The 24,181-nt window shown below is 38.4% G+C and carries 24 protein-coding genes; 18 read left to right on the forward strand and 6 right to left on the reverse strand.

The window, feature by feature from the left end:
* The first annotated feature begins 18 nt into the window (after positions 1–18).
* Positions 19–285, forward strand: a complete 267-nt coding sequence (locus J690_RS06960) for a hypothetical protein (protein WP_005076149.1) — start codon at positions 19–21, stop codon at positions 283–285.
* A 178-nt stretch (positions 286–463) separates the two neighbouring features.
* Positions 464–799: a hypothetical protein gene (locus J690_RS06965; RefSeq protein ID WP_005076147.1), complete on the forward strand. Its 336-nt coding sequence runs from the start codon at positions 464–466 to the stop codon at positions 797–799.
* A 72-nt stretch (positions 800–871) separates the two neighbouring features.
* Here the strand turns inward: J690_RS06965 and J690_RS23640 are convergent, their stop codons facing one another.
* Complete coding sequence (locus J690_RS23640; RefSeq protein ID WP_002113596.1) at positions 872–1,036, reverse strand: hypothetical protein; 165 nt, start codon at positions 1,034–1,036, stop codon at positions 872–874.
* Between the two features lie 466 nt (positions 1,037–1,502).
* On the opposite strand from J690_RS23640, the gene J690_RS06975 reads away from it, so the two are divergent.
* From J690_RS06975 to J690_RS07010, 8 genes are all read left to right on the forward strand, one after another.
* Entirely contained in the window at positions 1,503–1,808 is a 306-nt protein-coding gene (locus J690_RS06975; protein ID WP_005069366.1) for a YcgL domain-containing protein, read from the forward strand.
* On the forward strand, positions 1,801–2,187 hold the full coding sequence (locus tag J690_RS06980) for a hypothetical protein (RefSeq protein ID WP_032034978.1): 387 nt from the start codon (positions 1,801–1,803) through the stop codon (positions 2,185–2,187). Before J690_RS06975 ends, J690_RS06980 begins: the two co-directional genes overlap by 8 nt.
* Positions 2,188–2,216: 29 nt before the next feature.
* Positions 2,217–3,068 (forward strand): AAA family ATPase, encoded by an 852-nt coding sequence (locus tag J690_RS06985; protein WP_032034980.1) that lies wholly within the window; start codon positions 2,217–2,219, stop codon positions 3,066–3,068.
* 15 nt (positions 3,069–3,083) lie between these two features.
* Positions 3,084–4,271 (forward strand): vWA domain-containing protein, encoded by a 1,188-nt coding sequence (locus J690_RS06990; protein ID WP_002113937.1) that lies wholly within the window; start codon positions 3,084–3,086, stop codon positions 4,269–4,271.
* A 36-nt stretch (positions 4,272–4,307) separates the two neighbouring features.
* Positions 4,308–5,513 (forward strand): tryptophan synthase subunit beta, encoded by a 1,206-nt coding sequence (trpB, locus tag J690_RS06995; RefSeq protein ID WP_032034982.1) that lies wholly within the window; start codon positions 4,308–4,310, stop codon positions 5,511–5,513.
* Positions 5,514–5,749: 236 nt separating this feature from the next.
* Positions 5,750–6,757, forward strand: coding sequence for a 50S ribosomal protein L3 N(5)-glutamine methyltransferase (gene prmB, locus J690_RS07000; protein ID WP_002113580.1), 1,008 nt, complete (start codon positions 5,750–5,752; stop codon positions 6,755–6,757).
* 12 nt (positions 6,758–6,769) lie between these two features.
* On the forward strand, positions 6,770–7,861 hold the full coding sequence (gene aroC, locus J690_RS07005; protein WP_032034983.1) for a chorismate synthase: 1,092 nt from the start codon (positions 6,770–6,772) through the stop codon (positions 7,859–7,861).
* A 330-nt stretch (positions 7,862–8,191) separates the two neighbouring features.
* Positions 8,192–8,908 carry a hypothetical protein gene (locus J690_RS07010; RefSeq protein WP_025468409.1) on the forward strand — a complete coding sequence of 239 codons (717 nt, stop codon included), beginning with the start codon at positions 8,192–8,194 and terminating at the stop codon, positions 8,906–8,908.
* Between the two features lie 243 nt (positions 8,909–9,151).
* On the opposite strand, the gene J690_RS07015 is transcribed toward J690_RS07010, so the two are convergent.
* Positions 9,152–10,381 (reverse strand): GGDEF domain-containing protein, encoded by a 1,230-nt coding sequence (locus J690_RS07015; RefSeq protein ID WP_017386898.1) that lies wholly within the window; start codon positions 10,379–10,381, stop codon positions 9,152–9,154.
* Between the two features lie 320 nt (positions 10,382–10,701).
* Between J690_RS07015 and J690_RS07020 the strand changes: the two genes are divergently transcribed.
* Positions 10,702–11,454, forward strand: a complete 753-nt coding sequence (locus tag J690_RS07020) for an iron-containing redox enzyme family protein (RefSeq protein ID WP_032034985.1) — start codon at positions 10,702–10,704, stop codon at positions 11,452–11,454.
* Positions 11,455–11,502: 48 nt separating this feature from the next.
* Here J690_RS07020 and J690_RS07025 read toward each other — a convergent pair whose 3' ends face one another.
* Entirely contained in the window at positions 11,503–12,642 is a 1,140-nt protein-coding gene (locus J690_RS07025) for a hypothetical protein (RefSeq protein ID WP_017481196.1), read from the reverse strand.
* 156 nt (positions 12,643–12,798) lie between these two features.
* On the reverse strand, positions 12,799–13,785 hold the full coding sequence (gene lipA, locus J690_RS07030) for a lipoyl synthase (RefSeq protein WP_032034987.1): 987 nt from the start codon (positions 13,783–13,785) through the stop codon (positions 12,799–12,801).
* Positions 13,786–14,147: 362 nt separating this feature from the next.
* Between lipA and J690_RS07035 the strand changes: the two genes are divergently transcribed.
* The 6 genes from J690_RS07035 to J690_RS07060 are packed head-to-tail and all read left to right on the forward strand — an operon-like array spanning position 14,148 to position 20,994.
* Positions 14,148–15,110 (forward strand): thiamine pyrophosphate-dependent dehydrogenase E1 component subunit alpha, encoded by a 963-nt coding sequence (locus J690_RS07035; RefSeq protein ID WP_032034990.1) that lies wholly within the window; start codon positions 14,148–14,150, stop codon positions 15,108–15,110.
* 13 nt (positions 15,111–15,123) lie between these two features.
* Positions 15,124–16,143 (forward strand): alpha-ketoacid dehydrogenase subunit beta, encoded by a 1,020-nt coding sequence (locus J690_RS07040; protein WP_032034993.1) that lies wholly within the window; start codon positions 15,124–15,126, stop codon positions 16,141–16,143.
* Position 16,144: 1 nt separating this feature from the next.
* Complete coding sequence (locus J690_RS07045) at positions 16,145–17,680, forward strand: 2-oxo acid dehydrogenase subunit E2 (RefSeq protein ID WP_032034995.1); 1,536 nt, start codon at positions 16,145–16,147, stop codon at positions 17,678–17,680.
* Between the two features lie 10 nt (positions 17,681–17,690).
* Entirely contained in the window at positions 17,691–19,094 is a 1,404-nt protein-coding gene (gene lpdA, locus J690_RS07050; protein ID WP_032034998.1) for a dihydrolipoyl dehydrogenase, read from the forward strand.
* Positions 19,095–19,120: 26 nt separating this feature from the next.
* Entirely contained in the window at positions 19,121–19,906 is a 786-nt protein-coding gene (locus J690_RS07055) for an acetoin reductase (RefSeq protein ID WP_032035000.1), read from the forward strand.
* 29 nt (positions 19,907–19,935) lie between these two features.
* The gene (locus J690_RS07060) at positions 19,936–20,994 is read left to right on the forward strand and encodes a 2,3-butanediol dehydrogenase (protein ID WP_032035002.1); all 1,059 of its coding nucleotides are present in this window, start codon (positions 19,936–19,938) and stop codon (positions 20,992–20,994) included.
* A 47-nt stretch (positions 20,995–21,041) separates the two neighbouring features.
* Here J690_RS07060 and J690_RS07065 read toward each other — a convergent pair whose 3' ends face one another.
* Together J690_RS07065 and J690_RS07070 are read right to left on the reverse strand one after the other, a co-directional pair.
* A complete protein-coding gene (locus tag J690_RS07065; protein ID WP_032035005.1) occupies positions 21,042–21,953 on the reverse strand; it encodes a bestrophin family protein in 912 nt (303 codons plus the stop codon).
* Positions 21,954–22,022: 69 nt separating this feature from the next.
* On the reverse strand, positions 22,023–23,294 hold the full coding sequence (locus J690_RS07070; protein ID WP_032035008.1) for a sigma-54 interaction domain-containing protein: 1,272 nt from the start codon (positions 23,292–23,294) through the stop codon (positions 22,023–22,025).
* A 191-nt stretch (positions 23,295–23,485) separates the two neighbouring features.
* On the opposite strand from J690_RS07070, the gene J690_RS07075 reads away from it, so the two are divergent.
* The gene (locus tag J690_RS07075; protein ID WP_032035010.1) at positions 23,486–24,181 is read left to right on the forward strand and encodes an MBL fold metallo-hydrolase; all 696 of its coding nucleotides are present in this window, start codon (positions 23,486–23,488) and stop codon (positions 24,179–24,181) included.

Genomic DNA, 24,181 nt, shown 5'->3' on the forward strand with positions numbered 1-24,181 from the left:
ATAATTAGAGAGATAAATATGCTTAACAACTTTAATGCTGAACAAGCTCGTCAAAATGCTAAAAACTTTAAAATAAATCAAGACGTCATATTGGAAAAAATTTTGACTGGTACTGAGTCTGAATCTAAGGAGGGGAAACGAAAAGCAACTTTCTGGTTTCCTGTTGATGCTATAAGTCCTGATCATCTTACACTGGTTGAAGGGGAGCTTAGAAGCAGAGGTTTTAATGTCTCAACTGATATTGAACACTCTGGTACCACGATTACAATTGAAATAAGCTTCTAATGAATGATAGTTTTAACTAAACCACTCTTAAAAAGGAGTGGTTTTTTATTGCATGATTTATTGCGAGTTAAAAGAAACTAAATATAAATTTATTTACAATTAAATTTATATTAATCAGGATATTATTTGACAGGTTCTATCTTCTTCTGTAGCTTTACTTTTTAAGTGGAATATGGATATGAACTTCCAAACAATACTTTTATCTTTCAAAAATCAATCTACTGGTACAGATGCATTTAAAGACTTAAAAAATGCATGTGAGCAGTCTCTTAAAGAATCTCAAGATACAAAAGAAAAAGCAGCAGTTTACCTAATCTACGGTTTTGCACGTAGTTATGTAATCTTATATGAAGATGAAGCTGTAACGACCGAATTCGCCCATACTTCTAAAACCCAACTCATTGCTTATATGGAAAGTCTTAATGAAGCTTTATTAAGTCAAGATGATAGCGCTATTTTGAGTGCCTTAAATCAAGTAAGCGATGACTATATAAAAAGCACTCGCGTCTTTTAGAAAAAATTTAACACGTTCTTAAATAAGAAATACTTCTTTAGTTTGAGCTAAAGAAGTATTTATTTTTATATATTAATGGGACTTTTTCTTACCGCCACCATCTTGTTTGTTGACGGTAGACCATGCAATTCGTTCGGCTTCTTCTTGAGAATGGCCTCTATCAACTTCACTCTCAACAATATGTTTGGCCTGACGTTTTTGCTTTGCTGTATAAGCAGTTTTATCACCACGAGGCATAAGTTCATCCTCCACCATATCTATGAACAAGATACTTATTATTGAAACATATCTCGCTATTAAACGAGTTAAGTAACGTCTGGTGATGTGTAGTGAAGTAGTTAAAAGTTTTACTCAAGTGTGTATTCTTAAATAGGTGAAAAAGAAATTTATTATTTTGATAGATTAAGTATAAATCTTGCAAGAACACTATTATCAAATCTTTGATGATGAATACTTTTTTAAAATCGAAGAACTGCTTTTATTTTAATAAAATAGATTTTGTATTTTAATATTTAAAATCAAAAACTTATATTGTTTTTGTAAAATATAACTCATGTTTGGAACAAAGTTATTATCGACCTTAATCAATGTTGTAGGTTAATATTTCTCAAGAATTAAAAAAACGACTGATGCGTAAACAAACCTGCGTGTGTGTGTCGTTTTTTTTCATGTATGCTGTCCTTAGTTCAAGAGTTGATTTGAAATGCACTGTGATATTTATAGATCGAGCAAAAAAGATGAAATGTACATGTATATTGCTCGTCCAAACTATCCTGACAATACGGAACAAGCTGATCCGTTTGAAAATGTTCCTGAAGCTGTTTTACAAGCGTTTGGTCGTGCAACGTTTGTCATGCATTTAGAGTTGGCTCCAACACGTAAATTGGCGCGTGTTAATGTTTTACATGTTTTAGACTCATTACAAACAAAAGGTTTCTTTATTCAGATGCCGCCAGAAGGGTTAATTAACCCGAATGCAGTTGAACCAGAGGGCTTACGTGGTGCGTGAAGATCAAACTGGAATAATGAATCAATTATTCTCTTTTTTGGATGTTATTCCTGAAGGTGTTATTGCGTTAACAGCTTATGGAATAGGCGCTATTATTGCTTTGTGGTGTTGGTGGCGATTAATGCGCCGTCTTCCTACCACTTTTGGTGCAATTAGCTGGTTGATTGTATTTGCTATTTTAGTTACACCAACAGTGTCTGAAGGACCGAATGCATCTGTAGCACCTGCTATTTTTGGACTTCTTTTTGGTGTTTTAACTAAAGATAGTCCGTTAATTTGGTTAAATTTATCTTTAATTCTGTTTGTAGTTGGTCTAGGTTTGGTGATTGGATATTGTTGGTCAAAATATTCAACAAACAAAAACATGCGTTCCATCTAACCATTGAAATAGAAAAATAAGGTCTTTACATGTCTGCTGATACCCAACATTTTACCGGTACAGATCAATATATCGCGACTGATAGTCTTAAGCTTGCTGTAAAAGCAGCTCGTGCTTTGCAAAAGCCTTTACTAATTAAGGGTGAACCGGGCACGGGTAAAACTTTACTTGCTGAACAAGTATCACAAAGTTTAGGTTTAAAACTGATTACTTGGCATATCAAATCTACAACTAAAGCGCAGCAAGGATTGTATGAATATGATGCAGTTTCTCGTTTAAGAGACAGCCAGTTAGGTGATGACCGAGTTTACGATATTAAGAACTATATTAAACCTGGTAAATTGTGGGAAGCTTTCACCAGTGAAGAGCGTTGCGTATTATTAATTGATGAAATTGATAAGGCCGATATCGAGTTTCCAAATGACTTGTTGCATGAACTCGATAAAATGTCTTTTTATGTTTATGAAACGAGTGAAACAATTACGGCAACGCAACGCCCAATTGTAATTATTACTTCAAATAATGAAAAAGAATTACCGGATGCATTCTTGCGTCGTTGCTTCTTCCACTATATTGAGTTTCCAGATGAGGCCACAATGCGAGAAATCATTGCGGTTCATTTCCCAAATATCTCTGCAACACTAGTAAACGAAGCTTTACAGGTTTTCTTTAAACTACGTGAAATTCCTAATTTAAAGAAACCACCATCAACCTCTGAGTTAATTGATTGGTTAAGCTTACTCATGGCAGATGATATGCCTGAAGATGTATTACGTAATCGAGATACCTCTAAAGCTATTCCACCTTTATATGGTGCTCTCATCAAAAACGAGCAAGATGTACAACTTCTCGAACGCTTGGCTTTCATGTCTCGACGTTAAGGGAGGGAGTAACCCATGTTTGTGCGGTTATTTTACACCTTACGTAAATATGGTGTTCCAGTTACCACTCGTGAACTCATTGATCTAAACCGTGCGGTGAGTGAAGGTTTGGTTTTTGCTGACCAAGAAGAGTTCTATCAGCTTGCTAAAACTATTTTAGTTAAAGATGAGCGATTTTTTGATAAGTTTGATCGTGCCATGAAAGATTATTTTGATGGCATTGAAACTTTTGATATCGATGAGTTGCTTAAGCAAGTTCATAAATTACCAAAAGACTGGTTCGATTTAGAACTTCTCGAAAAGCATTTAACACCAGAGCAAAGAGCTGAACTTCAAAAAGCAGGTTCTTTAGAAGAACTGATGAAAATGCTAGAAGAGCGTTTACGCGAACAGCATAAGAAACACCAAGGTGGTAACCGTATGGTTGGCACAGGTGGAACTTCACCTTTTGGAGCTTTTGGTGACCATCCAGAAGGCGTCAGAATTGGTGGGCCAGGGCGTAAACGTTCGGCGGTTAAAGTCTGGGAACAGCGGAAATACCAAAATCTAGATGATGACCAAGTTCTTGGAACTCGTCAGATGCAAATTGCGTTACGACGTTTACGCAAATTTGCTCGCCAAGGCGCAGCTGAAGAGTTAGACGTTGATGGAACTATTCGAGAAACAGCCAAACAAGGTATTCTTGATGTTCAAATGGTGCCAGAGCGTCGTAATCGAATAAAAGTACTCATGTTGTTTGATGTGGGTGGTTCGATGGATGCGCACATTGCCCAGTGTGAAAAACTCTTTAGTGCTGCTAAAAGTGAGTTTAAGACACTCGAATACTTCTATTTCCATAATTGTCTCTATGACTATGTCTGGAAAGATAACTACCGCAGAACAGCCACCCGTATGAATACATGGGATCTATTTCACACCTATGGACGCGACTATCGTGTAATTGTAGTGGGCGATGCCAGTATGGCACCGTATGAGTTGAAATCGGTAGGTGGCTCGGTTGAATATATGAATGATGAAACAGGTGAGGTTTGGTTACGTCGCCTACGTCAACATTTTGATAAAACAGCATGGTTAAACCCTGAAACTGAAGGGTATTGGCATTACACTCAAACCATTGGTTGGATTAAAGAGATTTTTGAAAACCATATGTATCCAATGACCCTAAAAGGTATTGAGGATCTGACGCGTTACCTTTCTCGATAAACTTGATAACTTTAATAATTTAAAAAGAGGGATGATATGCAACATCAAATTAATGGTATTGCTTTGCCAAATGAACAGGGATTTTTTGGTGAATATGGAGGCCAATTTATTCCTCCGCATTTAAAAGAAGCAATGGATGAAATTAATGTTGCTTATGAAGAAATTCGCCATACACCAGAATTTCAAAATGAATTATCAGACCTCTTTTCAAATTATGTAGGTCGTCCAAGTCCTTTATTTCACGCAAAACGTCTTTCTGAACAGTTAGGTGGCGCACAAATTTACTTAAAACGTGAAGATTTGAACCACACGGGCGCCCACAAAATTAATCACTGCTTAGGTGAAGCTTTACTTGCTAAATATATGGGCAAAAAGAAAGTTATTGCTGAAACAGGTGCTGGTCAGCATGGGGTCGCTTTGGCAACCGCTTGTGCTTTAGTTGGTATTCCATGTGAAATTCACATGGGACAAGTAGATATTGAAAAAGAACACCCTAATGTGGTCAAAATGAAAATTTTGGGTGCTCATTTAGTTTCAGTAACACGTGGTACAGCCACCTTAAAAGATGCTGTAGATAGCGCGTTTGAAGAATATTTAAAAGACCCTAAAAACTTTATTTATGCAATTGGTTCTGTGGTTGGACCACATCCATTTCCAAAAATGGTTCGAGATTTTCAATCCATTATTGGCAATGAAATTAAAGAGCAGACGCATCATCGTTTTGGTAAAAACCCAGATTATGTTGTCGCATGTGTTGGTGGCGGTTCAAATGCAATCGGTGCCTTTACAGCATTTTTAAATGATTCGGATGTGAAATTGGTTGGGGTTGAACCAGCAGGACATGGTTTAGAAACTCACATGCATTCGGCAACTTTAAACTTAGGTAAACCAAGTCAAATTCATGGTATGGCGTGTTACGTGCTTGAAAATGAAGCTGGTGAACCGTTACCCGTGCATTCTATCGCATCAGGATTGGACTATCCTGGTGTTGGGCCACAGCATAGTTTCTTAAAAGATTTAGGCCGTGTGGAATATAGCACTGCAACTGACCAAGAATGTTTGGATGCTTTTATGACCTTATCTCGTGTAGAGGGAATTGTTCCCGCACTTGAAAGTTCACACGCTGTCGCATGGGCAATACGAGAAGCACCAAAGCTGTCGAAAGAAACCATGATTGTGGTTAATCTTTCTGGTCGTGGAGACAAAGATTCGGATTATGTGGCAGAAAAGCTTAAGCTTTAAACCGACTAAACACAAAAAGCGGTCGAACTTCAAAGACCGCTTTTTCATTTCATAGACTAAATCTATCCTTTCTTAAAAGTTCATTATTTCTTAATTAAAACAAAGTATTCTGATTTCAAGCTGTGATTGTTAGAGATAGGTGTGTAAAACACTGCTTCACAAGGCAAAGCGTTGCGTTGCTTTGTCTCACTCAGTAGAATAGTCACTTTGCAAAATTTGCCTTTGGAGACGCCTAAGTGGAGCGACCGACGATTAGCCCTGAACATTTACAGGAAGCTGCTGAAAATTTATCTACAATTCGAGATTTTATTCGCTTTGGGGTATCAGCATTACGTCAACATGATGCACATTTAGGACAAGGTACTGAAGATTATTTTGCAGAAAGTTCTGCATTAGTTTTACAAACCTTATCTCTTGAATGGTCAGCAGACTCAGAGATTTTAGATGCTAAGCTTTTGCCAAGTGAAAAAGCAGAATTCTTAAGTTTGTTAGAACGTCGTATTAATGACCGTATTCCGACTTCTTATTTATTAAATTTAGCTTACTTCTTTAATAAGCCATTTTATGTGGATGAGCGTGTACTTATTCCGCGTTCACCAATTGCAGAGTTAATTGAGCAACGTTTTGCACCATATTGCTTAGATGAAAATGGTCAAATGCGTGAAGCACTTAACAACCTGCCAGAAAATGCAAAACCTAAAACTCCACAACGTATTTTAGATATGTGTACAGGTTCTGGTTGTATTGCTGTAGCTTTGGCTTATGCATATCCAGATGCTGAAGTAGATGCAACGGACATCTCTAAAGAAGCCTTAGAAGTAGCATCGATTAATGTTGAACACCACAATAAACAATATCAAGTTGCTTTACTTGAATCTGATTTATTTGCCAAGATTCCAGCTGAAAACCAGTACGATTTAATTGTAAGTAACCCTCCATATGTTGATGCTGAAGACATGGCTGACTTACCGGAAGAGTTTTTACATGAACCTGAGCTTGCATTGGCAGCAGGCCAAGACGGTTTAGATCTCGTGCGTAAAATGCTTGCTCAAGCGGCAGATTATTTAACTGAAGATGGTTTAATTGTCATTGAAGTGGGTAACTCTGAATGGGCTATGCGCCAAAACTTCAATACTATTGATTTCAACTGGCTTACTTTCCAAAAAGGTGGTTCTGGCATTTTTGCTTTAACCGCAGAACAATGTCGTCGTTATAGAAAATTATTTGAACAGCAACAAGCATAAGGAGTTGTACATATGGCAGGGAACAGTATTGGACAACTCTTTCGTGTAACGACATGTGGCGAGTCTCATGGCGTTGGCTTAATGGCAATTGTTGATGGTGTGCCACCTGGTCTTGAGTTAACCGAAGAAGATCTACAAAAAGATCTGGACCGCCGTAAGCCGGGTACATCAAAATTTGCGACTCAGCGCAAAGAACCTGATCAGGTTGAAATTATTTCTGGTGTGTTTGAGGGCAAAACTACTGGTACGCCAATTGGTTTACTCATTCGTAATACTGACCAAAAATCGAAAGATTACGGCAATATTGCTCAGACTTTTAGACCGGGTCATGCGGACTACACCTATACACAAAAGTATGGTTTCCGTGATTATCGTGGTGGCGGTCGTTCGAGTGCACGTGAAACTGCTATGCGTGTTGCAGCGGGTGCTATTGCTAAAAAATATTTAGCAGAAAAATTTGGTGTATTGATTCGCGGTCACGTCACACAAATTGGTAATGAAGTTGCTGAAAAACTGGATTGGAATGAAGTTCCAAATAATCCATTTTTCTGTGGTGATGTAGATGCTGTTCCTCGTTTTGAAGCATTGGTTACGTCTTTACGTGAACAAGGCACAAGCTGCGGGGCTAAGCTAGAAATTTTAGCTGAAAAAGTTCCTGTAGGTTGGGGTGAACCTGTTTTTGACCGGCTAGATGCTGACATTGCTCATGCCATGATGAGCATTAATGCGGTTAAAGGTGTTGAAATCGGGGATGGTTTCGCAGTTGCTGGGCAGTTTGGTCATGAAACACGTGATGAGTTGACGAGTAATGGCTTCTTAGCGAACCATGCAGGTGGTATTTTAGGCGGTATTTCGAGTGGTCAGACGATTCGAGTTGCCATTGCATTAAAACCTACTGCAAGTATTACAACACTAGGTAAAACGATTAATTTAAGCCGTGAAGATACTGATGTGTTAACTAAAGGTCGTCATGACCCATGTGTAGGTGTACGAGCAACTCCAATTGCAGAAGCAATGTTGGCTATTGTCCTAATGGATCACTTCCTACGCCATCGTGCACAAAATGCAGATGTTGTTCCACCGTTTGCACCAATTGAACCATAGTCATAATTTTGACTATAGTAAATTAAGCCCCCATATTTAACTTAAACTTGGGGGCTTTAATTTTTTTATCATATTCGGCTCTATTAAATTTTAAATTATTTCCTTGTCTTATAATCTCTATATAAATATAATACCCGCGATTTATTTCTGAATATATTTATCTGCTTAAGTAAGAAATTAAAGTCTTATTAATTTTATACTTACTCAAGATATTTATATCTTAAAACTAATTTTATTCAGATTAGTTTTATATAAGTTTATTACATATTTAAATTTTATTACTTTAAACAAATAATTTTCAAAGTCATCATTGAAATTGGGGAAATATCAATGAATCAATGTACATATAGAATTGGCTGTATGTCAAAGGATAAACTATTGCCTAAAAACTTAGAGGCAATGATAAAAGTTATTCATGACTTATCTTTATCCTCTCAGCTATCTGAAAACTGGATATATAGTGATGATAATCCAGATATATATATTATTGATTTAGACAGTGGCTATACAAATATTCTTATTCCTAAAAAAATTAAAATTGTATTAAGTAATAATCCTGAGCTTTTAAAAGGTTATCAATATGGGTTAAAGAGGCCCTTAAGGTATCAGGAACTATTAAAAATTTTATTAGAAATTGAAAATAATGAATATTTTAAAAAATCTTATCGAGAACGAATAGAAAATATAACTGCTACAGATCCATTTGAGACAAAAATTCTATATAAACTTGTTTGTTATCCAAACTTTAAAAATATTCATGCAGAGCAGATTGTTAATGTCACTAGAGTTTGTGCTTTATTATCTATTGAATCAAAGACAGTCCAAGAAATTAAAAAATTCTTGAACTTATCTGTAGATGAAATACAAAAAATTATAGAGATTATTAAAAAAGAGGCTCATCCGAACTATGAAACGATACATGAGAATATTGTCTCGATATTGCCGTTTTCAAATGAAGTTGTTCAGACAACACCTCCAAGGATGGAGCAAAACTTATTGCTCTATCTTATAAATAAACTTTGGAAGAAGTTAAAAGGAGAATTCTGATGAACTGGAATTTTTTAGGTTAGAGCAGGTATGTATTAATCTTAACTAAACCATTCTTAATTTAATATTAAGAACTAAACAACAATATTTAGTACATATTAAATCTAGATTACATTTTAGCTTTACCACGGATGGAAAAGCTAAATAGAGAATTCTTTCATTATTTTAATTCAAAATGATAATATCAAAAACAAATAATGTAATCACTAGCCAAAAGTTATCCTCAATTGTTATTTGACATTATTAAGTTAAATCTACAATTTGTTCTTCGTTTACAGCAATCTTATATTGATTACGTCCATTGGTTTTTGCTTTATATAATGCATGATCAGCTCGTGCCACAAAAGCAGAAATAGAATCGTTTAGACGTGGAATTGTGGTTGCGACTCCTACACTAATAGTGACATGTGGTGAAACATCACTACATGGGTGTTTAATCGCAATTTTATTAATCGCATTCATTAAACGTTCGACTTGTATCAAAGCTTGCTGAGAATTTGTCATTGGGAATAGTAGTAAAAACTCTTCACCACCATAACGAGCAACTAAATCTCCACTACGAGCAGCAATAGAAGAAATAGCAATAGCGATTTCCTTTAAACATTCATCACCTTTGAGATGTCCTAGCGTATCATTGTAGGCTTTAAAATAATCGATATCGACCATCATAATAGTGAGTGGGGTTTCATGTCGTAATGCACGGCGCCATTCATTATCCAAAGTTTCATCTAGATAACGTCGATTGGCTAAACCAGTAAGTGCATCTTGCTGAGAAAGTAAGGATAACTGCTGCGCTTGTTGCATGAGCTCAATACGGTTCAGCTCAATCATACAGTTTTGTAGATAGTTTTCTCGATGTTGACGGTCCGTTGCATAGGCGAGGGTCATTCCCAAAAAACTACTAAAAGTGTAAGTTCGGTTTAAGAACGTCCAGTCGATCACACCATTTAAGTAGTTACTTACTAAAATTCCAACTAGTCCTCCCATCCATCCAGCAAATATGGCTGTATAGAAGCGCATACCAACAGCACCATAAATAATAACGATTGCATACATCATCGCAGCATGAAAAAGAACATTATCTTGTCCATTCTCAATAACGTTAATTAAAATAAAAGTAATTGCTACCGCTAAAGCCGAGCCAACTCCTACATAATAATCAAAATACTGATTTAATTTTTTAATAAATGATAAAATCCAAGCGATAAGAACAATTACACCAACCCAAGAATAATAGCTAAACCAGGATAAAACTTGTTCACTTGGTAAAACTTGATATATACCAAAGCTTAAAAATATATATAATATTAAAATAATAGGCGCTCTATAGCGGAACTCATAGGCAGCACCATTTTGGTATTGAAAACGATAAATCGTTTCAAGCTGCTTTGGAAACCATACAAAGTTTAATCCTCGTGTGGTTAATAAATCTATTTGTTCCTGTCCCAATATATTGGAACCCTGCAACTTCATAATTAATGCTCTCTATATTGGAAGTTGTCATAAAATGAGACTTATTTTAAGTAAAGTTCCATCTAAAAATATTGATTATATAATGTGTGGTTTATTCAAAATAATAATACAGATTTTTTAAAAAAGTAATGATTTTTATCTATGTTAAATGTGATAAAAATCACGACATTTCAATGATTAGCCTAATAATTATCTAAAGTTCCCCAATCCATCGAAAAAAGTTACAAATGGTCGATTAACGATTGTATCTTTATCATTTTCGGATAGACTTATAGCGTGAAATACAGATGATTGCTGTCATATAAATAGGAAAATTAGCAATGACTGCTCTAAATCAATATGGAATGAATTTAGAAATTACGCCGCATAATGGATGGTCACAACGGTTCTGGGACGACCTGTTACCAGCTAAAGAACGGGTGAGTAAACATCCGTTTTTTACGGAAATGGCCAATGGGGGATTGAGCCTAGATAGTTTCCGTTATGCTCTACTTAATTTCTATCCATTAGTCGCCCATTTCCCGTCATATATGGCTGGAGCATTGGGGAAAGCGACTGGGTTTTCTGAACCGGGAGTTACTGAAGCGCGAGATTGGTTAATCCAAAATATCAAGGTAGAAGAGCGGCACTTAAAATGGTATCGCGATTGGGCTGGAGGTTTTGGTTTAACTGTCGATGAGCTTGATCATGTACGTCCACCAGCTGCAATGAATGCGGTAAACCATTTTCTATGGAATATGAGTTATCGTGGAAATTTGGCAGAATGTCTTGCTGCAACAAATTTGGCAATTGAATGGGCAACCGGAGATTGGTCAATTCAGGTGTATAAAGGGATTCATACTTATACAGATCATCCTGAAGTTACGATTGATAAACGTTCTTTAGCTTGGTTACGCGCGCATGCACATTATGATGATCTTCATCCATATGAAGCTATGGAGTTGATTAAGCGCTTATGTAATGACCGTCCTGACTGGCAGCAAAAAGCATTTCATGCTGCTGAAGAAGGGCTGCGATATTATGAATTAGCTTTGGACGACTGCTATAGGGTACAGCTTCAAGCTACTGCTTGATCTAGCCTTAAAAAGGGAGAATATCGTATGGATATTCTCCCTTTTATTTTATTCGAGCAACTTTAAGAGTTTAGTTCGATAAGGTGTTTCTTCGGGTAATAATTCAAGTAAACGTTCAACAGCATCTACACGGTCTGGTACACGACTGACTACTCGCAATAATTGATCAATATCTTCAATTTGATAAATCACATGACTCAAACGAGCGTCAAAACAATCTCTCCATGCGCATAAAAAAGGACTTTCTGATTTAGCTAAGAAACTTCCTCTATAGAGTGTAAGTGTAGTTGATGTAAAACCTAGGTTTAAGGCTTGTTCGGCCATTAAAAAATCACATTGAATTTCGCAGTTAAGTCTATATGGTCGTGACTCGATAACGTCGGGGATTAAGTTTCTGAGTTGAGAAAGTTCTGCTTTTAAAGTGGTGGTACTTACAGGCCGATCACCATATAAAGCATAGTGAAGTTCTTCAAGATTAATCCCTTCGGGACAAAGAGTTAAAATACACAGAATCTCAATTTGACGTTGAGTCAATGTAAGGCTGTGTTGGTTATATTGAACTTTAGGAGTGCCGAAAGCTTTAATATATAGGATATTTTTCTGATGAAGTTGAATTGCTTGTTTAACAATGTCAGCACAACGCTCTACTGCTAAAACTCCCAGTGAATTATGTTTTTGATATTTAGTCGATAAATTCATAATTCCATAAAACTGACCTGTATTTGCATCAGTTATTGGGGCAGCATAACAGACCCAGTCTCTGACACTATTCATTTGGTTTTCATGTGAGTAAACACAGCTTGCAGAATGTGTATTTAATGCTAAACCAATGGCATTTTGGCCTACAGCCTGAGTAGACCACTGGCCACCTTCGACAAAGTGTACTTGCTCTGCCGATGAGCGCATAGGGTGACTACTCCATGTCCAAAGTAGAGTACCATGAGGATCAGTCACACCAATGGCCATATCGGCATCTTCGGCAATATGCATTAAGTTGCGATGGCACTCGTGAATCGAACGACCAAATAATGAGTGTTCCCATTCCTCACCCAGATCAAACAAAGGTGCTGCTTCAAGGTCAAGTGACGGCTTTTTTCCTAATTGTTTAGAATGAGATGAGGATTCCGGCCGAAATAAGGACGGACTAGTGTCTATTAAAGGCGATGATAATTGTTCTGACATATCCATATCGAAATTCCTTTATCATTGAAATGGCGTATCCGTAGCCGCTTAACAGTTATAACTTTCTTATTGTGACTATTTCCTAGTTATCTCCTTACCTTAAATAATTTTATAAGTCTTGACCATTATCCTATTGGATAAGTTTTGTTAATTGCCTAATTATTAAGATAAGACATCTTGTCGGCTGAAAGGCTTTGGCACTTCTTCTCCAAAATATTGTCGATCAGCAAAATAGCTAGAACGAACCATAGGTGCACTCCAAATATTTTTAAAACCTAATCGCTTACCGTGTCGGGTATATCGTTCAAATTCTTGTAAATTTACAAACCGATGAATAGGCGCATGTGATTTTGAAGGCTGAAGATATTGACCAATCGTGACAAGATCTACTTGATAGTCTTTTAAATCGTTGAGTAGGGCAAGCACTTCGGCCTCAATTTCTCCTAATCCAACCATCAGGCCAGACTTGGTTTTGATATCGGGACAATATGCTTTAAAACGTTTAAGTAACTCTAGTGAATGTTGATAATCTGAACCGGGGCGCATCGCTTTATATAAACGAGGAACCGTCTCAATATTATGATTAAACACATCTGGAGGAGATAAACTCAAAGTCGAAAGCGCTGTCTCTAAACGACCGCGAAAATCTGGTACTAAAATCTCAATCAATGTTTCTGGACAACGTTTCCTAATTTCTTCAATACACTTTACAAAATGTGCAGCACCGCCATCATGTAGATCGTCGCGGTCTACAGAGGTAATCACGACATACTTTAAGTTTAGATTTGCGACTGTTTCTGCCAAATGCTTAGGTTCATCTTCATCTAGCGGTTTTGGGCGACCATGAGCGACATCACAAAATGGGCAGCGACGAGTACAAATATCGCCCATAATCATAAATGTTGCCGTACCTCCACCAAAACATTCCGGTAAATTGGGACACGCCGCTTCTTCGCAAACACTGTGTAACTTCTGTTGGCGTAGCAAATTTTTTATACGGTTAATTTCTTCAAAATCGGTTATTTTGGCTCTAATCCAGTCAGGTTTAGTCGGTAACTCTTCTGTAGGTAAAATTTTAATCGGAATGCGAGCAACTTTATCCGCTCCTCTTAATTTAATACCAGTTTCTATTTGCCTTTTTAAGTCCATATATAAAATTCCATTTTATATTAAATAATATTTAACTAGACTCTATATAATAAAAATCCTTATAATTTAAATAAAGGACATAGAGTTTATTAATAAGCGTAGTACACAGCCAACATTATAAATTAATAAAGGTTGGTTAAAGGTTTGTTTCACAAGTCAATGAAATGTATTAAAATTTTTTAATTTTATTTTTGCTATACAAGTTTTTGAAAAATAAAAAATAATATCCATAAAAACCATTTAAAACTTTTTAGTCTAATAGCATATTAAATTAAATTGAGCTTTATTATTTATAGCGAAATATATAACTCTCGCTGAAACTTGGTTGATTTTTAATAATCAAGATAATAAAGGAAAAGGATATGCAATTAACGGAAGAGCAATTACTCGCAGCATATAAACGCATGCGCGATATTCGTGAATTTGAGGATCGACTTCACGAAGAAAATACCAATGGTGATATTCCTGGCTTTATTCACTTATACAGTGGTGAAGAAGCTGTAGCAGTCGGGATTTGCGAAAATTTAACCGACAAAGACTATATCACTTCAACACACCGTGGACATGGACACTGTATTGCAAAAGGTTGTGACATTCACGCCATGATGCTGGAAATTTTCGGTAAAGATGACGGGCTATGCCGTGGAAAAGGCGGTTCTATGCATATTGCCGATTTAGATAAAGGTATGCTCGGTGCCAACGGGATTGTGGGTGGTGGACCTCCTTTAGCAATTGGTGCGGCGTTGACAGCGAAAACCTTAAAGACTGGTGGGGTCGGACTGTCTTTTACAGGTGACGGTGGCTCAAACCAAGGCCTTACTTTTGAAGCGATGAATATGGCTGTTGTACTTAAACTTCCAGTAATTTTCGTTTTCGAAAATAACGGCTTTGGTGAAGGAACAGGGCATGATTACGCAGTAGGAAGCAAAGACATTGCTGGTCGTGCCGCAGGTTTTGGTTTACCTGCAGTTAAAGTTGATGGTACCGATTTCTTTGCCGTCTATGAAGCCTCTCAAACTGCCATTGAACGTGCACGTCGTGGTGAAGGTCCGAGTGTTATTGAAACCATTACAAACCGTTTTTATGGCCACTTCGAAGGTGATCCTGGCTTGATTCGTTCTAAAGAAGAAGTCGAGTTCATCAAAGAAAATAAAGATCCTTTGAAAATTTTCCGCGAAAAAGTCAAAGGCAAAATTGATGAAGCCAAACTAGACGAGATTGATGCAGCTTCTAAGGCAAATGTTGATGATGCCGTTGCTAAAGCTCGTGCTGCGGCTTATCCAAAACCAGAACAACTCCTTACTGACGTCTATGTCTCTTACTAAAGGAATAGTAAAGATGCCAAATAAAAGTTTTCGTAATGCAATTAAAGAAGCCATTGAATCAGAAATGCGTCGTGATCCAACCGTATTTGTTGTTGGTGAAGATGTTCGTGGTGGGCACGGCGGTAAAAATACCGAAGAGAACGAACTTGAAGGCTTCGGTGGGGTACTTGGTGTAACCAAAGGTTTATGGACGGAGTTTGGTTCAGAACGTGTGATTGATACACCAATTACCGAGTCTGCAATTATCGGTATGGCCGCTGGTGCTGCTGCAACAGGTTTACGTCCTGTTGCTGACTTAATGTTTATGGATTTCTATGGCGTGTGTCATGACATGCTTTATAACCAAGCCGCTAAATTCCGTTATATGTTCGGTGGAAAAGCAAAAGCGCCAATGGTTGTACGTGGCATGATTGGCGCAGGTTTTTCTGCAGCAGCTCAGCATTCTCAGTCGCCATATAACGTATTCGCAGCGGTTCCGGGCTTAAAAGTTGTGGTTCCATCTAGCCCATATGATGTGAAAGGGCTATTAATTCAGGCTATTCGTGATGATGACCCTGTGGTGTTCTGTGAGCATAAAATGCTCTATGACATTAAAGGTGAAGTTCCAGATGATGCCTACACCATTCCTTTTGGTGTAGCAAATTACACCCGTGAAGGGACAGACGTGACCATTATTGCTTTAGGCTTGATGGTACATCGTGCTAATGAAGTGGCAGACAAATTGGCAAAAGATGGCATTTCGGTTGAAGTGGTCGACCCTCGCACAATTTCACCTCTGGATGAGGAAGGAATTTTAGAGTCTGTTGCATCGACTGGGCATGTGGTTATTGTGGATGAATCAGCGGCACGCTGTGGCTTTGGTCATGATGTTGCTGCACTGATCGCCCAAAAAGGTTTCCACTATTTAAAAGCACCTGTTGAACTCGTAACGCCACCACATACGCCTGTTCCATTCTCTCCGGTTTTAGAAAAAGAATGGATTCCAAGTGTAGAGCGTATTGAGCAAGCTGTGCGAAAAACATTGGAGGCTTAGGATGAGCGAAATTAAAACGCTGGAGATCCCGAAATGGGGATTATCCATGGAAGAAGGCACGATCGCCCAATGGTTGATTAAAGAGGATGATAGCTTTAATAAGGGCGATGAAATTTGTGAAATTGAAACCACAAAAATCGTCAATGTATTAGAAGCGCCTTTTGCGGGAACTCTCCGTAAAATTTTAGCGAAAGATGGTGATACTTTACCTGTTGGTGGTCTTATTGCTATATGTGCTGAAAGCCAAGTTTCTGATGCAGAAATTGAGCAGTTTATTGCATCACTAGGTGGTTCAGCAGCTAAAGCCCCTGAAACACCTTCGGAGCAAAGTAAAGCAGAAACATCTGCACCTGTTGCTGAAAAAGCAGAACAGCCACAGACTTCAACAGCTAGCGCTCCAGTTCCTGTAAAGGTAGCTAAAGGTGACTACGCTGTACCCGAGTCATTACAAGGCTATCAAACATCTAATGAATTGTTTACAACACCGCATGCGTTAAAGCTTGCAGAAAAGCACAATGTTAACTTAGCGAAAGTCACAGGTTCTGGCCGTGAAGGACGTATTAGTGTTCAAGACATCCAGAAAGCTGTACAAGCTGCTGGTGGTCAGTGGCCTGATGTTAAGCAGCAAACTCAAGCTAAAGTGGTTAAATCTACAGCCGATGATAGCCAAGTTTTAGCGACACCTGTAGCACGTCGTTTAGCAAAACAATGGGGCATTAACCTAAATGACTGTCGTGTTTCAGGTACTCGTGGCCGTGTCTGTAAAGAAGATGTTGAGGCAGTTTACTATCGTAATAACCCAACGTCGGTAAATGAACAACCTGTGCAATGTGCAGCTCAACCACAATCGACCGTTACGACGGTGGCGATGAATGGGATGCGTAAAGCGATTGCTTCACGGTTACAGGCTGCAAAACGTAATGCACCGCATTTCCGCTTAGTGGTCGATCTCAACGTAGAGGCTTTGCAAAAATTACGTAAGCAGATTAATGAAACGGTTCCTCAAGTCAAACTTTCTATTAATGACATGCTAATTAAAGCAGCTGCTGCGGCACTGATTAAAGTACCTGAAGTGAATGTTCAATTTGATGAGGCGACTCAATCAATTTTACAGTTCTCTCAAGCGGATATTTCGGTGGCTGTAGCGATTCCAAACGGTTTAATTACACCCATTGTGAAAGCTGCAAATCAGAAGTCTTTAGCACAGATTTCCGATGACATGCGTGATTTGGCAACGCGTGCCAAGACTGGCAAGTTACAACCTGATGAGTTTCAGGGCGGCAGTTTTAGCATTTCAAATTTAGGCATGTTAGGCATTAAACAGTTCGATGCCATTATTAATCCACCGCAAGGTGCAATTATGGCCTTAGGTGCTTCTGAATCACGTGCTGTTGTTGAAAATGGCAATGTAGTGGTTCGTGAGATTGTCACAGCGACATTGTCATGTGATCACAGAGTCATTGATGGCGCAGTTGGGGCGAAATTCTTGGCCAGCTTTAAGCAGTTTGTTGAAAACCCTGCTTTAATTTTGGTGTAGGAGAACCCGCATGTCAGAAGCTCAATTTGATTTAATTGTGATTGGCGCGGGACCGGGTGGGTATGTGGCTGCAATTCGTGCAGCCCAGCTCGGGTTAAAAACCGCAATTGTAGAAGAGCAACATTTAGGCGGAATTTGCCTAAACTGGGGCTGTATTCCAACTAAAGCTTTGCTTGCAGGTGCAGAGCTCGCAACCCAGTTTAAACATGCAGGACAGTTTGGTTTTCAGGTATCGCAACTCGATTTTGATATTCAAAAGCTTGTGCAACATAGCAGACAAGTGTCAGCTCAGCTGGTACAAGGTATTGATTACTTGCTGAAAAAGAATCAGGTGACTGTTTTTAATGGTCGCGCTCAACTTACAGCTAAAGAAAAAATTGAAGTGACCGATGCTCAAGGTAACAGTCAGGCTTTGAGTGCGCCACATATTATTTTGGCAACTGGAGCTAAAGCTCGACATGTTCCTCAACTTCCTGTCGATGGAACGTACGTCTGGAGCTATAAAGAAGCACTGGTTCCAGAAAAGTTACCAAAAAGCTTATTGGTTGTAGGCTCAGGTGCAATTGGCAGTGAGTTTGCTAGTCTTTATCAAGACTTGGGTTGTCAGGTCACGCTTATTGATTTAGCCAAGCAGATTTTACCGACTGAAGATGCGGAAGTTGCTCAATTTGTCAGAAAGCAATTTGAACAAAAAGGAATGAAAGTCTTAACCGATGCTGTTGTTCAAAGTATTCAAATTGAAAATGAGCAAGTCCACTGTGTGGTTGAAACGGCAAATGATGTTCAAACGCTTGTTTTTGACCGTGTACTTTCGGCAATTGGTGTACAGCCGAATACCACGGGGCTAGGACTAGAACGTTTAGGTGTAGAACTCAATCCACAAGGTTTTGTGGCAATTGATGACTATTGTAAAACCAACGTAGCAGGGCTTTATGCGATTGGTGATGTGGCTGGAGCACCGTGTCTTGCCCATAAAGCAAGCCATGAAGCCATGATATGTGTCGAGAAAATCGCTGGTGTAGCAAACGTCCATTCACTCGACCGTAGCCAGATACCCGGTTGTATTTTTACACATCCACAAGTGGCGAGTATTGGTCTAACAGAAAATACAGCAAAAGCTAAGAATCTACCTATACGAATCGGCAAGTTTTCTTTAACTGCAAATGGTAAAGCTTTGGCAATTGGAGATGCGTCAGGTTTCGTTAAAACGGTGATACATGCAGAAACGGGTGAATTACTTGGTGCACATATGGTGGGTCATGAAGTGACCGAACATATTCAAGGCTTTGCGATTGCGAAATATCTAGAAGCAACTGATGAAAGTTTAGCTCAAGTGATTTTCCCACATCCAACCTTATCAGAAGCCATGCATGAATCCATTTTGGCTTCAATGCAACGAGCGATTCATATGTAGAAATTCTAAATTTACAGGAGTTGAACATGGTTAAGGGATTAAAAAATAAAGTCGTTTTAGTGACTGGGGCAGCTCAAGGCATTGGCCGTGGGATTGCCCTGCGCTTGGCGCAAGAAGGGGCACATACTGCATTAGTTGATATGAAACAAGATCAACTGAATGATGTGCAGCAGGAAATTCAGGCTTTAGGTGTAAATGCGAGCACTTTTATTGCTAATGTAAGTGACCGCGAGCAAGTGTATGCCGCTATAAATCATGCTGAGCAGACACTTGGTGGGTTTGATGTCATGATTAATAACGCTGGAATTGCACAAGTACAAGCGATTGCGGATATCACACCTGATGAATTCCAAAAAATTGTTGATATTAATATTGGTGGCGTGCTGTGGGGAATACAGGCTGCTGCTGCAAAATTTAAGCAACGTCAACATAAAGGAAAAATCATTAATGCTTGCTCAATTGCAGGCCACGATGGGTTTGCTTTACTCGGTATTTACTCGGCAACCAAATTTGCGGTACGAGCACTTACCCAAGCTGCGGCAAAAGAATATGCCAGTCACGGTATTACGGTAAATGGATATTGCCCCGGAATTGTCGGAACGGACATGTGGGTTGAAATCGATAAACGTTTTGCTGAAATTACGGGTGCAGCAATCGGTGAAACTTATAAAAAATATGTGGAAGGCATTGCTTTAGGTAGAGCTCAAACACCAGACGATGTAGCCGCATTAGTTGCTTTTCTGGCAAGTGAAGATTCGGACTATATTACGGGTCAATCCATTTTAACGGACGGCGGAATTGTCTATCGCTAAAACAACATCCTGATTTGAGGGAGATAATAATGAAAGCAGCGCGTTTTTATGACAGAGGCGATATTCGTATTGAAGATATCCCTGAACCAGAAGTGACTCCCGGCACTGTAGGCATTAAGGTAACTTGGTGTGGAATCTGTGGTACAGATTTGCATGAGTTTATGGAAGGGCCAATTTTTATTCCACCGTGTGGACATCCACATCCTATTTCAGGTGAATCTGCGCCGATTACCATGGGACATGAATTTTCAGGTGTAGTCTATGCAGTTGGTGAAGGTGTTGATGATATTGAAATTGGTCAGCATGTAGTCGTAGAGCCTTATATTGTGGCCGATGATGTACCGACCGGACCGGGCGATAATTATCATCTTTCCAAAAATATGAACTTCATTGGTTTAGGCGGTCGTGGCGGTGGCTTATCGGAGAAAATTGCGGTTAAGCGCCGTTGGGTGCATCCAATTTCCAATAAAATTCCACTGGATCAGGCGGCCTTAATTGAACCGTTATCGGTAGGTCATCATGCCTATGTGCGCAGTGGTGCAAAGGCTGGTGACATTGCACTGGTTGGCGGAGCCGGCCCAATTGGTTTATTGCTTTCGGCAATTTTAAAAGCGAAAGGGCTTAAGGTCATCATTACCGAGTTAAGTGCAAAACGTAAAGAAAAAGCCAAAGAGTCGGGTGTTGCAGATTATATTTTAGACCCGTCAGAAGTTGATGTTGTTTCTGAGGTCATGAAAATTACTAATGGCGATGGTGTTGATGTTGCATTTGAATGTAGTAGCGTTAACAAGGTATTAGATACTTTGGTTGCGGCAGTGAAACCAACAGGTGTTATTGTTATTGTTTCGATTTGGAGCCATCCAGCATCAATTAATGTGCATAGTGTAGTAATGAAAGAGCTTGATGTACGAGGCACAATTGCCTATGTAAATGACCATCAAGAAACCATTAAACTGGTTGAAGAGGGTAAAATAAATCTAGAACCTTTTATTACGCAGCGCATTCAACTTGATGATTTGATTTCACAAGGTTTTGAAACCTTAATTCATAACAATGAATCAGCCGTTAAGATTATTGTACATCCATAAATAGACACTTAAGCCTATAAAAAAGAGCGATGATTCGCTCTTTTTTATTAAAGTAAGTTGTTGTTTTGAGCTTCAATAATAGGGGGTAATGGCTGTCCTAAAGAACTTAGAGACTCACGTTCAATCAAACGTACAATTGAATCGAGCGGTAAATCATTTTCTTGCAAACCAAAAGGTTCTTCAATTTGAGCGCTTAATGCATCTAGTCCTAAAAACATATAAGCGATTAAACCCACAATAAGCGGTGTCCACATACCTAAAGCCGCTTCAAGGCTAAAAGGTAAGATGAAACAGAAACAGTAAACAGCACGATGTAAAAGTACTGAATATGAGTAGGGTAAAGGTGTTCCAGCAATACGGTCACAACCTGCTTGAATATTGCCTAGCTCAACAATATGTCGATTTAAGGTGCTATAGATAATGTCACTAATTTCGCCGTCTTTTAGAGCTTTGACTAAATCTTTTTGAATATTTTCGAGTACAAACTGAGGGGCATTAATATGCTCATTTAAATAATTAAGTGAAGAATTATTTAAATAGGCATGTTCAAGAAATTTTGTGGGTTCGACTGTTTGTTGACGCAGTCGATCACGCAACAAGTTACTAAAAATTAAGACCTGATGAATTAAATGTTCACGTTGTTCATTGGTTAGAACATAACTATCTCTAACAATATGTCTAGCATTGGCAATTAGTGCGCCCCAAAGTTTGCGACCTTCCCACCATCGGTCATAACACGCATTATTTCGAAAACCCGTACAAATCGAAAGAATCACACCAAATATTGTAAATCCAATCGCGGGTACGGTAGGAATTTGAATCCAATGATAATAAGAGAGCCAGACCACACAGGCTGAAATAAGTACAACAAAACTCAGTGCAGGCAACACCTTTGGCAAAATTGTTCCTTTCCAAGCAAATAAGAGTTTAAATACATTGCTTTTATCACGAACAATCATATAAAGCCTTTGAACTAACGAACCTAACCAAATGCAATATGATACGCCTTAGACGAGCCAAATACCTAGCTAAAGCTTATGCTTTTGTCTGTATCTCCAAAGAGTAGTGCGGCTAATTCCAAAAATACACGCGACCATATTCAGGTTATGGTTATATTTTTCTAAAGCGGCTTGTACATTTTCAGGACTAAGCTCTGTATTTGTTTCGGGTAATTTAACGTAATCATCTGCATTTAAGAGCTCATTTGGTAAGTCTTCGACTTCAATTTCGTCCTTACCATTTGCCATGGTTAAAGCATAAAGTAGGGTGTTTTTAAGCTCACGAACATTTCCAGGCCAGTCATAGTTAAGCAAAATCTGCATAGCTTTTTGATTGACGTGACGAGGCATCGTGTCGAGTTGAGTTGAGCTTTCTTTTAAAATTTGATCAACAATAAGAGGAATATCGACTTTCCGCTCTCTGAGTGGTGGTATAAAAATTGGAATTACGCGTAAACGGTAGAGTAAATCATGACGGAAACGCCCAGCCTTAGCCTCTTCGCGTAAAGCTTTATGTGTTGCGGTAATAATTCGGACATTGGCTTGAATCGGTTTTTCACCACCTACCGGCGTAAATTCACCTGTTTCTAACACCCGTAATAATTTAGCTTGTAGCTCTAAAGGAATCTCAGCAATTTCATCCAGAAACAGAGTTCCACCTGCGGCACGTTCAAACACGCCTTTATGGTCACGAATTGCTCCTGTAAAAGCACCTTTCACATGCCCAAATAGTTCACTCTCTAAAATATTAGAATTTAAAGCTGCACAGTTAATGGCAACAAAGATCTTATTTTTACGTTGGCTATAATCATGAATTGCTTTTGCCACAAGTTCTTTACCACTACCAGATTCGCCGCGGACGAGCACTGGAAACTCAGTAATTGCCACTCTTTGAATAATTGAAAACATACGAGTCATTTCTGGTGAACAACTATTGAAAACTTTAGCCAAGTCTTGCAATTGTTCTGTTAGCTCTACTTGATCAGCAATATCATTCTCTATGCTAATGGGCTGTAGAATATGCAATTTCCCGATAATGCGATGCTCGGCAATATAAATATCATGTTCTTGATAGATAAATCGCTTTCTCATTTTAGGAGTATTGATTTCGAGATATTGATTGTGATGGTCTTGAGTAAGCGCTGCCATACTCTCAACAGAAATGTCATCTGTATTAAATTTATAGTGAATTGCTTGAGTCGTTGTGTCAGCGAGAAACAGACTCGCATTTGGGAGTAAAGCTTTTAATTGCTCAAATAAAGTAAAAAAATCTTGTTCTGACTCAAAATTTAACTTTGCCATTTCATGTGTTTCACAATCGTTTCATTGAAACATACTTGAGTTTCATAGGAACATCAAGCTGAGTTTGTTTTCTAGCTTAAAATTTACTTATTATTATAAATATTTGATTTTTATATTTATTATTTAATTTTAAATAATTGGCATCTTATTTGCAAAATATAGGAAAGAAATAAATTATTAGGGTATAAATCATGTTCTTTAAGCAGTTTTTTGAAAAAGAAAGTTCGACTTATACATATATGCTTGGATGTGAAGAAACACGAGAGGCTGTTTTAATTGATCCAGTCGCATCAGATATTGAGATTTATGCAAAAGAATTAGAGCAGCATCAATTTACGCTCATCTATACCTTAGATACCCATGTCCATGCAGACCATATTACTGCTGCGAATTTGCTTCGTGAACGGTTTCATTGCAAATCAGTTTTACATCGAAACTCAGATGTAAGTTGCGGAGATATTTTAATTACTGATGGTTGCATGCTTAAAGTTGGCAACCTCAGTATTGAAGCGCGTTACACACCAGGTCATACCAATGCTTGTACGAGTTACCTAGTTGGAAACATGATTTTCACTGGTGATGCATTATTAATTGACGGCTGCGGTCGAACTGACTTCCAGCAAGGTAGTGCGGGCACACTTTATGACAGTATTCATAAACAACTTTTCAGCCTGCCTGACGAGACTATTGTATATCCGGGACACGATTATAAAGGTCGTTTGTCTTCAACAATTGGTTATGAACGCTTAAATAACTCACGTCTAGGTCAGAATCGCTCGCGTGAAGATTTTATTGAATTAATGAATAACTTAAATCTGCCATATCCAAAACAAATCGATAAAGCACTTCCTGCTAATCAGGCCTGCGGCTCAATTTCACAATTATAA

Origin of the sequence: Acinetobacter sp. 742879, assembly GCF_000588535.1 — a bacterium.
Taxonomy (GTDB): domain Bacteria; phylum Pseudomonadota; class Gammaproteobacteria; order Pseudomonadales; family Moraxellaceae; genus Acinetobacter; species Acinetobacter pittii.